The sequence below is a fragment of the Lentzea sp. CA-135723 genome (assembly GCF_050936595.1).
GTDB lineage: Bacteria > Actinomycetota > Actinomycetes > Mycobacteriales > Pseudonocardiaceae > Lentzea.
On the sequence record NZ_JBNJMK010000001.1, the window covers coordinates 3,084,280 to 3,097,461 of the forward strand.

At 67.6% G+C, this 13,182-nt stretch carries 9 protein-coding genes; 1 reads left to right on the forward strand and 8 read right to left on the reverse strand.

Going from position 1 to position 13,182, the window contains the following annotated elements:
* Positions 1 to 7 precede the first annotated feature (7 nt).
* From ACQEU1_RS13200 to ACQEU1_RS13225, 6 genes are all read right to left on the reverse strand, one after another.
* Positions 8 to 4,747 (reverse strand): DUF4082 domain-containing protein, encoded by a 4,740-nt coding sequence (locus ACQEU1_RS13200; RefSeq protein ID WP_433200043.1) that lies wholly within the window; start codon positions 4,745 to 4,747, stop codon positions 8 to 10.
* Positions 4,748 to 4,931: 184 nt separating this feature from the next.
* Positions 4,932 to 6,056 (reverse strand): DegT/DnrJ/EryC1/StrS family aminotransferase, encoded by a 1,125-nt coding sequence (locus ACQEU1_RS13205; RefSeq protein ID WP_433211476.1) that lies wholly within the window; start codon positions 6,054 to 6,056, stop codon positions 4,932 to 4,934.
* A 307-nt stretch (positions 6,057 to 6,363) separates the two neighbouring features.
* A complete protein-coding gene (locus tag ACQEU1_RS13210) occupies positions 6,364 to 7,350 on the reverse strand; it encodes an NAD-dependent epimerase/dehydratase family protein (protein ID WP_433200046.1) in 987 nt (328 codons plus the stop codon).
* Positions 7,347 to 8,372, reverse strand: a complete 1,026-nt coding sequence (locus tag ACQEU1_RS13215) for a Gfo/Idh/MocA family protein (RefSeq protein ID WP_433200049.1) — start codon at positions 8,370 to 8,372, stop codon at positions 7,347 to 7,349. Before ACQEU1_RS13215 ends, ACQEU1_RS13210 begins: the two co-directional genes overlap by 4 nt.
* 14 nt (positions 8,373 to 8,386) lie before the next feature.
* A complete protein-coding gene (locus ACQEU1_RS13220) occupies positions 8,387 to 9,880 on the reverse strand; it encodes a sugar transferase (protein ID WP_433200052.1) in 1,494 nt (497 codons plus the stop codon).
* A gap of 377 nt (positions 9,881 to 10,257) precedes the next feature.
* Positions 10,258 to 10,473, reverse strand: coding sequence for an RNA-binding S4 domain-containing protein (locus ACQEU1_RS13225; RefSeq protein ID WP_433200055.1), 216 nt, complete (start codon positions 10,471 to 10,473; stop codon positions 10,258 to 10,260).
* A gap of 91 nt (positions 10,474 to 10,564) precedes the next feature.
* Here ACQEU1_RS13225 and ACQEU1_RS13230 point away from each other — a divergent pair, with 91 nt between their 5' ends.
* Entirely contained in the window at positions 10,565 to 11,248 is a 684-nt protein-coding gene (locus ACQEU1_RS13230; protein ID WP_433200058.1) for a DUF2306 domain-containing protein, read from the forward strand.
* A 279-nt stretch (positions 11,249 to 11,527) separates the two neighbouring features.
* On the opposite strand, the gene ACQEU1_RS13235 is transcribed toward ACQEU1_RS13230, so the two are convergent.
* Both ACQEU1_RS13235 and ACQEU1_RS13240 read right to left on the reverse strand, forming a co-directional pair.
* The gene (locus ACQEU1_RS13235) at positions 11,528 to 11,944 is read right to left on the reverse strand and encodes an SLATT domain-containing protein (protein WP_433200061.1); all 417 of its coding nucleotides are present in this window, start codon (positions 11,942 to 11,944) and stop codon (positions 11,528 to 11,530) included.
* On the reverse strand, positions 11,941 to 13,143 hold the full coding sequence (locus ACQEU1_RS13240; protein WP_433200064.1) for a DUF4231 domain-containing protein: 1,203 nt from the start codon (positions 13,141 to 13,143) through the stop codon (positions 11,941 to 11,943). The genes ACQEU1_RS13235 and ACQEU1_RS13240 overlap by 4 nt, the downstream gene beginning before the upstream one ends.
* Positions 13,144 to 13,182: the final 39 nt, after the last annotated feature.

The window sequence follows — 13,182 nt, forward strand, 5'->3', positions numbered from 1 at the left end:
CGTTTCATCACTGGAAAACCACATCCACCCAGTAGTTGCCACCGTTGTAGGTCGAGGTCGGGAACCCGGACCCGGAGGTGAACACACCGGCCGACGGCGAGGCGGTCAGCGGCGGTGAGGTCACCGTGCCGAAGTAGCCCGCGTTGACCGCGTAGTGCCCCGTGGTGGTCGTGTACGAGGCCGTGTACTCGGTGTTCGCCGTGATCGTCACCGGCGAGCTGAAGGTCAGCGTCTGCCAGCCGGACTCCGTCTCACCGGAGAACGTGCCGGTGGCGAGGCGCTGGCCGTCCGCGGACCAGAGCGAGCCGGTGTGGGTGCCCGTGTTGCCGGCCCCCTTGTAGAACTTCACACCGGTGATCTGGCCGTTGGTGGCGGACGTGAACTTGACGCCCAGCTCGTACGCTCCGCTGTCATCAGCCGAAGTTACCGTCGGAACGGTCGCCCCGCTGAAGAGCGTGCACGGGCAGGTCTGCGTGTTCGTCGTGGTGAACGACCACGTGACCGGGTTGGCCATCATGTTGCCGAACGTGTCCGCGGCCTTCGCGCTCACCGAGTACACAGTGGACGCCGCGAGCCGTGCCGCCGGGGTGAACGTGATCATCCTGCTGTCCGGCGACAGCGCCCTCGTGCCGGCGATCTTCGCGCCACCGGGGTCGGTGACGTCGAACTGCGCCGAGTTGAGGTCCACCGGCTCGTCGAACGACACGGTGACCGTGGTGTTGAGCGCCACGCCCGACGCGCCGGTCAGCGGCGTGTGCGACTGCGCCACCGGGGCCGTGTTGTCGGCGTTGGGCTGGTAGACCACGTCGACCCAGTAGTTGCCGGAGCCGTACGTCATGGTCGGGAACCCGTTGCCGGGCACGAACACGCCGTTGGTCTCCTGCGGTGCCGACAGCGGACCGGAGTTGACCGGGCCCGTGCCGAAGTACCCGGCGTTCACCGCGTAGTGCCCGGTGGTCGTCGTGTACGAGGCGGTGTAGGTCTGGCCGGCGCTGACGATCACCGGCTGGGCGAACGTCAGGGTCTGCCAGCCGGTCGCGGACTCGCCGGTGAACGTGCCGGTGGCGAGACGCGTGCCGTTGGCGTTCCACAGCGAACCGGTGTGCGTGCCGGTGTTGCCGGAGCCCTTGTAGAACCGGACACCCGTGATCTGGCCCGACTGGGTCGGGCTGAACCGGACGCCGAGCTCGTAGGCACCCGAGTCGTCCGCGGACGTCTCGTCCGGCACCGTCGCCGTGCTGAAGAGCGAGCACGGGCAGGTCGGTGTCGTCGTGGTCGTGAAGTTCCACTCCGCGGCGTTCGGCATCGCGATGCCGTTGACGTCCGCGATGCCCACGTGCGCCTGGTACTGCGTGCCGGGCACGAGCTTGCCGGACGGCGTCCAGGTGACCGTCTTCTGGTCGCCCGAGAGCGAGATCGAGCCGGACAGCTTGGCGCCCTTGGGGTCCTTCAGCCAGATCTGCGCCGACGCGGGGTCGACCGGCTCGCTGAACGTCGCCGTGAGAGCGCTCTGCAGGCCCACGTTCGTCGCGTTCACGGCCGGCGTGCGGTTCGTGATCGTCGGCGGCGTGGTGTCACCGTTGAGGCCGTTGCGGTAGAGGACGTCGACCCAGTAGTTCGTGGCGTTGTACGAGCTGTTCGGGAAACCCGTGCCGTACTTGTAGACGCCGTTGCCGCCGTCCGCGCCGTTCTGCAACGCGTGCAGCGACTGGTAGCTCGCCTCCTGGCCGTTGAAGTAGCCGGAGGTGACCGAGTACCGGCCGTTCGGGGCGGTGTAGGACACCACGTACGTCGTGTTGGCCTGCACCTGGACCGGCGAGCTGAACATCAGCTTCTGCCAGCCGGACGTGGTCTCGCCGGTGAACGTGCCGGTCGCGAGCAGCAGACCCGTGGAGGTCCACAGCGAGCCGGTGTGCGTGCCGGTGTTGCCGGTGCCCTTGTAGAAGCGGACGCCGAGGACCTCGCCCTTGCCGTCGAAGCGGACCTTCGTGCCGACCTCGACCGCGCTGGTGTCACCCGAGTCGATCACGGCCGGTGCCGCGAAGTCGTCCCAGACGGTGCACGGGCAGGTCGCCGGGCGCGGCGAGCCTGTCGTGAACGTCCAGTTCGTCTGCGGGGACAGGTTTCCTGCCGCGTCCGCCGCCCTCATCGAGACGGTGTAGGACGTGGCCGCCGCCAGAGGTGCCGACGGCGTGAACGTGATCGTGCGGGCGTCGTTGGAGATCGTCTTGGTGCCGGTGACCGCACCGCTCGGGCCCGTCACGGTGACCTGGGCCGAGTTGAGCGTCACGTTCTCGTCGAACGTGCCGGACACCGCGGTGTTGAGCGCGACGGAACCGGCGTTGCTGACCGGGGACATCGCGCTCTGGATCGGCGCGCGGGTGTCGGGACCGGGGTCCGTCGCCCACACCACGTCGACCCAGTAGTTGGTGTGGTCGAACGTCTGGTTCGGGAAGCCGGCGCCGAAGCGGAAGACGCCGTTCGGTCCGTCCACACCGGACTGCAGGCCGGTGATCGGCTGCATGTACGCCTGCTGCTGGTAGAAACCGCCGGTGTCGTACGCGAAGTGCCCGGTCGGCGTGTAGTAGCTGACGATGTAGGTGGTGTTGGCGTTCACCGCGACCGGCTGCGGGAACAGCAGGGTCTGCCATCCCGTCGCGCTCTCGTTGGTGAACGTGCCGGTGGCCAGCAGGTCACCGTTCGAGTTCCACAGCGAGCCCGTGTGCGTGCCGGTGTTGCCGGTGCCCTTGTAGAACTTGACGCCGCGGACGTAGCCGTTGCTCGCGGCCCGCCACTTCACGCCGAGCTCGAGCTGCGAGCTGTCGTCGGCGGAGGTGACCTTCGGGACCTCGGTACCCGCGAACATGCCGCACGGGCAGGTCTTGGCGGTGACGTTCGGGGTCGCGCTGACCGGCGCGGACAGGTTCAGCGAGTCGTCGACCGCGCGGACCCTGATCTGCGCCGTGCCGGACTGGTTCGGCGTGTACGTGTAGCTCCACGACGTCTGCCCGGCCTGCCAGGTGGCGTAGTGCCAGCGGGTGCCGCCGTCGGTCGAGACCTCGACGCCCGCGACCTTGCCGGCGGCGTCGATCACGGTGCCGCTGAAGGTGTAGGCCTGGCCGACCGTCGCCTGCGCCGGCAGCGTCGTGATCTGCACGCCCGGTGCGGTGTTGTCGTTGATCGCGCCGGAGATCGTCAGCTGGTCGGGTCCCCACAGCTGGTAGGGCTGCACGCCCATGTCCGCCAGGAGGTTGACGGTGGCCTGCTTGATCCGCTTGTCCGACGTCGGCGTGTTGGTGAGGAACGCGTGCTCGTCGTCCACGCCCCACGCCCACTGGACCGTGCCCGCGCCGAACACCAGCGCACCCGAAGGCGCCCGGTAGTAGGTGATGGCGTGCGTCTCGGTGCTGGAGCCGTACTCGTCGCCGTAGTTCTTCAGCGCGTAGTAGCCGTCGAGGTTCACCGTGGTGCGCGACATCTGCGCGACGCCGGCGGGCTGGAAGCCGTTGTCGTAGACGGTGTTCCACTCGTAGCCGAGCGTGCCGGGCTGGAACGTGTACGTGGTGCCGGCGGCGAGGTTGGCCAGGTCGGTGTTGCGCCAGAGCCGCATCTTGCCGTACGCGGCAGGGACCTGGAGCGAGTCGTCGCGCCGGCCGTTGACCGTGAACATGTTGCCGAGCAGGGCGTTCTCGGGTCTGCCACCGTCTTGAGGTGGGCTGTACCTCGGGTCGCGCCAGGTGCCGGTCCACGTGTTCGTGCCGTCGTTCTGGGCGCCCTTGGTCTCCTTGTAGCAGACGATGGTCCGCCAGTCCGTCTGGGACGAGTCCATGCTCTTGTCCCACTTGGTCTTCCAGAAGATCTCGTTGCCCGTCAGGAACGCCATGTGCACGCCCGCGTCACGGGCGGCCATCACGTTGTTCCACTGCTCGTTCGACCAGTACTCGTCGTGGCCGACCGCCATGAACACCTTGTGGTTCTTGATGAGCTGGCCGCGGCGCGCCGAGTCGGCGTCGGTGGTGTAGCTCACGTCGTACCCGTTGCGCTCCATGAACCGGAGCATCGGGTACTCGGCGTTGAAGATGAAGTTCTCGTCGCCGTCGCCGCCGGTGTAGGGGCGGTTGTAGCTGACCTTGTACGAGGAGCCGCCCTGGCCGGGGCCGTCACCGAAGTAGAGGCTGTTGCCGCCGTAGCGGTTGTACGCGACCCAGGTGGCGTCGGAGGTCTGGAAGAAGATCTTCGACTGCGAGCTGTCGTCGCGGACGACGAACGCCATCTCGTTCTCGGCGCCGGTGTCGGTGCGCGTCATGCGCACGTAGTAGATGCCGGACACCGCGGTGGACGGGATGTTCCAGGTGAGGGAGACGGCCCAGTTGCCGCAGTCGATCAGCGCTGACGCTTCTTCCCGCAGACATGGTGGCTGGTTCTGCGGGGTGTTGCGCTGGACCGTGCCCATGTAGCGGGCGCCCTTGCCGTTGTACCAACCCATCCGGTAGATGTCGAGCTTGTACGACGAGGCCGACGTCAGCATCTTGAAGCTGACGGTCTGGCCCACGTTGTAGCTGATGTCCGTCGTGTACCCGAGGATCGTGTCGTCCCGGTACTGCGCCTGCCAGTCGTCCGCGCCGGTCTGCGTGTTCTCACACGCGACCTTGTTGGTGACGGGGAAGTCACACGGGGCGGCGTTGGCCTTGCCGGGGTTGAAGACACCGAGCACGAACATCGTGGATGCGATTAATGCCGTGATCACAAGCACCCGCACGAGACGCGACTGCTGAGCCACCATTGGGTTTCACCTCTCGGACGGAGTTACCGTGTGTGATCCACGCACTACGCTGGACAGCACAGGGCTGCTACTCCGAACGTCGGCGATGCGATAGAAGCTGTTACTGGGCAACACAAAAATGTTCCGGTCCTGGCTCAATCTTTATTTTTCAACCACGCACGGTCAGTCGCTGTGCGTGGAGAGTTTCCGACAACGCTGACACGACGGTGTCCTGTTCGGACTCGGTCATGTCGTGGAACAGCGGCAGGATCAGCGTCCGGTTCGTGAACGCCTCCGTGACGGGCAGATCCGCGGCGGGGTGACCCTCGTAGGCGGGTTCGAGGTGTGACGCCATGATTCCGCGCCGTGCACTCACGCCGCGTTCGGCGAGACCCGCGAGGACTTCCTGCCGGTTCACGCCTTCCGGCAGCCAGACCCAGAACGACTGGTAGTTCGTCGTCCCGTACTCGGGGTCACGAACGGTTTCCACGTCCTCGAGCAGCTCTTGGTACCGCGCGGCCAGCTCCCTGCGGCGCGCGATGATCGCGTCCAGTTTGGACAGCTGGACGAGTCCGACAGCGGCCTGGATGTCCGTCATGCGGTAGTTGAACGCCGTCTCGAGGTACTGCTCGATGACGGCGCTGCCCCCGTGGTGCCGGTCCGCGGCCGAGACGCTCATGCCGTGCTCCCGCAGGCGCTTGAGCCGCGTGGCCCACTCGGCGTCGTCGACGGTGACCATGCCGCCCTCACCGGTGGTGAGGAGCTTGCGGGGGTGGAACGACCAGGCGGCAATCGTCGCGTTGGTGCCGACGGGCTTGCCCTTGTACGTCGAGCCCGCGGCGCAGGCCGCGTCCTCGATGACGGCGATGCCGCGCGGTTCGCACAGCGCCTTGATCGCGTCGACGTCGGCGGGCACGCCGGCCTGGTGCACGACCATGACCGCGCGGGTGCGGTCCGTCAGCACGGGTTCCACTGTGGACGCGCTGAGGTTGCCGGTCCCGACCTCGACGTCGGCGAAGACGGGGGTCGCGCCGGTGTAGCGCACCGCGTTGGCGGTGGCGATGAAGCTCAGCGACGGCACGACGACCTCGTCGCCGGCGCCGATGCCGAGCAGGTGCACGGCGAGGTGCAGACCTGTCGTGCAGGAGGAGACCGCCACGCCGTGGTGCGCGCCGACGGACGCGGCGAACGCCTCTTCGAACTCGCGGACTCGGGGGCCCTGCGCCACCCAGCCGGACCGGACGGCCTCGGCGGCGGCGAGCGCCTCTTCTTCGCCGAGCAACGGCCGCATCACCGGGATCAAAGCTCTACCTCTTCGTCAGCGGAGTTGGTGTCCGCGGCCGCCGCTCTGCTCGACGGCGGGTGGAGCAGAGCGGCGGTCGCGGAGTGGGTGCGGACGCGGCGGACCTGGGGGTGTCGGCCGCGTCCGCGGTCTTGGGGTGCGAACGATCGTGCGGTTCGCGGGTGGTGCTGGACGCGAGTGCGGCGGCGACCTGGCGGGGCCGCCGCGCTCGCGGGTGGTGCTGGTCGTGCTGTCCTGCGGGCGAACGCGTTGCTGGTTCGTTCGCGGTCTTCCGGTCGAGCGTCTTCCGGTTGAGCTGTCAGGCGTTCTGCTCGGCGGCGGCCTTCTCGGCCCGCCACCACGCGACGAGGTCGCGCAGTCCGCCGTCCATCTCGATCTCGGGCTTCCACCCGAGCTCGGTGGCCGCGAGGCTGATGTCGGCGAGCCGGCGCGTCACGCCGTTCACCTTGCGCTCGGGGCCGTGCTCCAGGGGCAGGTCGGAGTCCATCGCCGCGAGCAACGCGAGGGCGAGTTCCTTGAGCGAGGTCTCCTGCGAGGACGCGATGTTGTAGACCGTGTCCGTGACCGGTGCCTTGGCCGCGAGGATGTTGGCCCGTGCGATGTCGTGGACGTGCACGAAGTCCATCGTCTGGGCGCCGTCGCCGAAGATCAGCGGGGACTTGCCGTCGACGATGCGTTCCATCCAGCGGATGAGCACCTCGGTGTACAGGCCGTGGACGTCCATCCGCGGGCCGTACACGTTGAAGTAGCGCAGCGCCACGTAGTCGAGGTCGTACATGGCCTTGAAGCTGCGCAGCATGCCTTCGTTGAACGCCTTCGCGGCGCCGTAGAAGGTGTCGTTGTTGTACGGGTGGTGCCGTTCGTTCGTGGGGAACGACTCCGCGAGGCCGTAGACCGAGGCCGACGACGACGCGATGACCTTCTTCACCCCGGCGGCCGCGGCGGCCTCCAGGATCGTGAACGTGCCGTCGACCAGGCACTCCAGCGCCAGGCGCGGTTCCTCGGCGCACTGGGTGATGCGGATGGCGGCGAGGTGGAAGACGAGGTCCATGCCCTCGGTCAGCTCGCGCACCAGCGCCTTGTCGTTGATGTCGCCCTCGACGATGCGGACGACACCGGACTCCAGGGCGGACGCCAGGTTCTCGCGACGGCCGCGCACGAAGTTGTCGAGCACGACGACCTCGGCCGCGCCGGCCTCGACGAGCTGGTCCACGACCGACGACCCGATGGTTCCAGCGCCGCCCGTCACGAGCGCGCGCTGACCGGTGATCGGCTGTGCCGTCATGAAGAAACCCTGCCTTCGACTTGTTGAACGGGAACGAAGAGCCCGCCGGAGCGCAGCGACTCCGACGCCGCCTCCAGCACGGCGAGCACGCGCAGGCCCGCGCGGCCGTCGGTGAGAGGAGCCCGCTTCTCGGTGATGGACGCGGCGAACTCCGCCATCATCGAGCGCAGCGCCTCGCGTTCCACCAGCGCCGGCGCGACCATGTCACCGGTGCGGTAGGAGATCTTCTGCTGTTCCGGGGAGAGGTCGACGCCCCGGTCGTAAATGGACAGTCGCTGTGCGGGATTGTTGTCGTCCCACACGACCGTGCGCTGCGAACCGCCGATGACCATCGTGCGAATCTTCGTCGGCGACAGCCAGTTCACGTGCACGTGCGTGATGGCGCCGTTGGACAGCCGCACCGTCAGGTGACCGACGCACGCGACGCCCGCGCCGATCGGGTCCGAGCCGTGCGCCGAGACCTCCACCGGGTGGACGTCGTCGGGCAGGATCGCCTCGAAGATCGACAGGTCGTGCGGGGCGAGGTCCCACAGCACGTCGACGTCGGGCTGCACCAGACCGAGGTTGATGCGCACGGAGTCGATGTACTGGATGTCACCGAGGTCACCGTTGCGGATGATCTTGCGCAGGTGCTGCACCGACGACGTGTACGCGAAGGTGTGGTCCAGCATCAGGGTGAGGCCGCGCTGCTCCGCGGTCTCGACGAGCTTCAGGCCGTCCTCGAAGTTGGCCGCGAGCGGCTTCTCCACGAGGACGTGCTTGCCGGCCTCCAGCGCCGCCAGTGCGACGGGCAGGTGCGTGGCGGCCGGGGTGGCGATGGCGACGGCGTGCACGTCGGGGTCGGCGAGAACCTCGTCGAGCGACGCCGTGGCGCGGACCGTCGAGTACTGGCCCAGCACGCGCTGGGCCTTGTCCACGTCGAGGTCGCACAGGTAGCGGAGGTGCAGCGCCGGGGTGGCCTGGGCGTTGCGAACGAGGTTCGGCCCCCAGTACCCGGCACCGATGACTGCAAGGCCAATCACGTCTTGGTTCCCCATCAGTAAGCCCCCTGCCCGCCGAAGACGGCGCGGAAGGTCTTCCACATGATCACGAGGTCGAGTGCGAGCGACCAGTCCTCGACGTAGCGCAGGTCGAGCCGCACCGACTCCTCCCACGAGAGATCGCTGCGTCCGCTCACCTGCCACAGCCCCGTCAGGCCGGGCTTCACCAGCAGCCGGCGCCGCACGTCCGAGGAGTACTTGGCGGTCTCCTCCGGCAGCGGCGGGCGCGGGCCGACGAGCGACATGCTGCCCGCGAGGACGTTGAACAGCTGGGGCAGCTCGTCGATCGAGTACCGGCGCAGGAACGTGCCGACCTTGGTGATGCGCGGGTCCTTCTTCATCTTGAACAGCACGCCGTTGCCCTCGTCGACATTGGCGAGCCTGGCGCGCAACGCGTCGGCATTGGTCACCATCGTGCGGAACTTGATGATCGTGAACGGCACACCGGTCTTGCCGACCCGCTTCTGGCGGTAGAACACGGGCCCCCGGCTGTCGATCATCACGAACGCGGCGACGGCGAACATGAGCGGCGCCAGCAGGACGAGGAGGAGGAACGCTCCCACACGGTCCACGACTTCCTTGACCAGGCGGCGGAATCCACTCAGTGCCGGTTCGCTCACGCGGAGCAGTGGCATGCCGAGCACGGCGCTCATGTGCAGTCGTGGGCCGGCGACCTCCATGAGTCCGGGTGACACGACCATCTCGGCACCGGAGCCTTCGAGTGCCCACGCGAGCTGCTGGAGACGGCGAGGTGTCCAGTAGGCGTCGGGCGTGACGGCGACGATGCGGTACCCACCGCGGCGGACGTGCTCGGCGAGCTCGCGCAGCTGGCCGACGACGGGCACGCCGTCGACGTCGGTGCCGGAGCGGCCGCGGCCATCGATCGTGCAGATCGCGTCCACGCGCCAGCCGAGGTGGGCGACGCGCTTGGTGCGGTGGATGAGGTCCTCTACGGTGTCCAGGTTTCCCGCGGCGAGGACCGAGAGCAGGAAACGTCCTTCACTGCGGCCGCGGTGCAGCGGGCGGCGCAGGAGGTAGCGCATGGGGAACGCGACCAGGGCGATCGCGGGGACTACGACGAAGATCCACAGGCGGGCGCCGGGGATGTCGACGGCGAGCGCTCCGAGGCCGAGCGCCACGACGGCGCCGAACAGACCCCGGCCGAGTCTTCGGAACTCCTCGGCCCCCTGACCGAGGACAGCCGGCTGCCACACGCGGTTGATCGCGAGCGAGCCGACGACGAGAACTACTGTGAGTATGTCTAGCAATGCGAGGGAAAGCGGACCGAAAGCGGTGTGCCGCATGCTCATGACGGCACCGACGGCGATGACGACCAGGGCAACGGTCAGCACATCGGCGGTGATCACGGCATAGCGGTAACGACTTTCCCAACGCGCTACGGGTGGGTGGGTCTGTCTGCGTTCCGACAGCGTGTTGAGCGTGGAGCGCAGCCCGTCGACGTCACGGGTGGCGCGGACCTGCTCACTCATCGTTCTGATCTCCCCGGCTCAGCGGCGATTCCGGACGTGCACGTGCACAGGTCACCCCGAGGACCTTGATTCTTCGGACTCCGCGATCTTCGTGGACGCCGCAGAACTAGATCGGCAGCCGAAGCTCGCAACCGGTGATTCGCGCGTACCGGGATCGGCGTTACAGACCCTGGAAAAAAGTTTCCCCGAAGTCCTAATACCGGACGTGACGCGCGTCTCACCACCTGGAAACCAAAGCGACGTAACGCGTTTCCACATGTCCAAAAGGGACACAATGAGTACGTGTGCCGCGGGGTGATTCGTTCAGAACAGGCCTTCAGGCCCTAGTCTGATCGACTGCCATTGTGCATGCACTTACCGCTGAACGGAGCAATGAGCTACGGCCGAACGGAAACGCGAACTTCGTCACCGTTGACGACCACCACGTCGCCGTGCCTCAGCTGGGCACCGCGCCGGACCTCCACAGCGCCGTTGACGTGGACTTCCCCGTCCTCGACGAGCTCTTTGGCGTGTCCGCCGTCCTCGGCCAGCTGCGCCAGCTTGAGGAACTGTCCTAGCCTGATCGGCTCTTCGGAGATCTCGACCGTCCGCATGAGTCACATCATCCCAGTAGGGCGCACCTCACCGCCTGCTCGGGGGCGCACACCAGCGCGTTCGAGTGAAACCGTTGACAGCCTTACGAGTATGAAAACTTCGTGGGGGTACGCCGCCTGGTTGGCGGTGTCGGGATTCGTCTGCGTCGCGATAACGATCTTCGCGGCGAGCGCTTATGTGACTTTGGACGTGGAGCAGGCGCGGCCGCCGTTGCACGGACCGGTGCACTACGGCCTTCTCGTCGCGCACATCTTCACCGGAACGGTCGCCGTCCTGGCGGGTGTCTCGCAGTTCTGGCCGCGCCTGCGGGCACGTCACCCGAAGGTGCACCGGGTGATGGGCCGCGTCTACTTCGGGGCTGTGCTGCCGTCGTCGCTTCTGGGCGTTGTGTGCGCGCAGCTGTCGCTGGCCGGTTTGGCGTCTTCGGCACCACTGACGGTGTTGTCCGTCCTGTGGTTCGCGAGCGCCGTGCAGGGCCTGAAAACGGCGAGGCGGCGCCAGTTCGGCGAGCACCGCATCTGGATGATCCGCGGTTTCGCTCTCACTGGCGCCGCCATCACAGGTCGTCTGTGGGGGCTTTCACTCGGTGTTCTCGTGCCCGACGGGGACGGGCTGCTGGTCTTCGCCACCGCGAACTGGCTGTCGTTCGTGGTGAACCTGCTGGTCGCCGAGTGGTGGATCCAGGCTCGGGGTTACACCCGGACCTTGCCCTCCGTAGCACTGAGGCCCAGCATCTCCAGCAGGTCGGCGCAGTCGAGCGCGTCCGTGGCGTGACAGGCCACGGTGCGTGCCGCCTTGCTGTTCTGAATCGTGCTGTGCTCCTTCTCCAGAGCCTTGGCCTCGGCAAACGTGCCGGTTTCGGGCTCGGCGATCGCGGGACGCGCCCAAGTCATGTCGTGCCTGCTTCCGCATCGGGGGATGTGGCCATCATGACAACTGGGTGACCAAAACACCAGAACCCGTGCTTACCGTAATCGGCCGTCCACGCAGCGTACAAATCGTGGAAACGTTTCCCTGGAACGAACTTCGTGCGTTCGTCGCCAGGTTTTGGCTTTACCGGCCGTACCTCAGCACCGACTCCACTTCGGTCACGAATGCGACGAGCCGTTCGTCGTCCACGTCGTCGGGCGTGGGGCCGTCCACCGCGAGCCGTTGCAGCGCAACGGAAGTGGTGGCGCTCTCCCGCGCCAGGCGGCGGAAGCCGAACGTGGCCTCGTAGAGCGACACGGCGGTGGCCGCGGCGGCCAGAACCGTTGCCACGAAACCCCACATGGCCCTGCGCGGGCCGTCCGCCATCCCCACGGCAGCGGCGGCCGCGGCGGCGATGAACAGCGTGGCGGCGATCGCGACCGTCCACGTGCGGGCGCGGGAGTAGCGCTTGCGGGCCCGTTCGAAGTGGTCGAGCCGGTCCTGGAAGCGGTGGCGCAGATAGGCTTCCACGAACTGGGCCTGACGGAGCTTGTCGGTCATGTCCTCACCACCTCGTGCTTGCGGTTGCTGACCGCGGCTTCCAGATCGGCGACCTTGTCCTGGCGCTCCTCGACGGAGGCGGGAGCGACCGAGGCCAGGTGCGCGAAGTACAAGGCGCGCAACCGTTCCGCCCGCGAACGCGCGGTGAGGTACTTGTCGAGCGACTCCCGCTTGCGCGCCACGATCGTGATGGCCGCGGCGAACGCGCCGCCCGCCACGACGAGCACGCCGGGCCAGGGCGTGTCCTTCAGCCAGATCTGCAACGCGGCGAACACCGTCGTCGTCAGGCCGCCCGCGATGGCGAGCACGGCCGTGAGCCGGTAGCGGTTCTGCTCGACCTCGGCCTCGGCGTCGAGCTCCTGGAACGCCGGCGCGACGACCTGGTTCGCGTCGTGGATGGCGTCGGCGAGCGTCGGGTAGGCGACCACGAAACCGGGGTCGACCAACGGCCGCGCGTCGGGTGCCTTGTACCGCACCTTGGGCCAGATCCCCGGCGGCCGGACGGGCTTCTCCTTGCCCAGCAGCCGTTCCAGGGCGGTGACGGCCTTACCAGCGCCCTCATCCACGTGGATGATGAAGATCTTGCCGCTGCGCACCAGCACCGCGAGGTCGCCGGTGAGGTCACCGGTGGCGATGCGGTCGGCGAGCCCGCCCGTGCCGGCGAGCACCAGCAACGGGTTGTCGCCGCTGAGGTGGTCGACCACCTCGCGTTCGTTCTCGCCTCCGACGACGAGAGCGACGACGGGCTTCTTGTGGCGCACGGCGTCGATCGTGCGGAACAGCACCGGGGTCGCGTCCGTCCACTCCGAACCGGGGACGATGACGGCGACGCTGTGGTTGGGTTCCAGCGCGACCTGGCCGTTGCTGGAGCTCTCGGTGAGGTCGTGCACCTTGCTGCTCGGCGCGACCCCGATCACGACGGGCCAGCGCTGCTCGCACGCCTGCAAAGCCATGCCCAGCAAGTGGACAACGCCTCTGTCGGTGCCTTCCGTGACGAACACGGCGCCGTTGCGCGCCGCGGTCACGACGACGGATCTCAGCACCGGCAACAACTTCGCGGCGAGATCCGTCTCGATGTCTTGGGTGGAGCCGAAGACCGAGATCACCGTCCGCCCCCGGGGCAAGCCGAGGGCCTTGGGTTTGATGTCGGCGTCCGGCTGGGACAGCCGTTTGACTGTCGGGCCGCCTGCTGTGGGCATGCCGGGCACCATAACGGTGTGATCGAGGTGAGGCCAGGG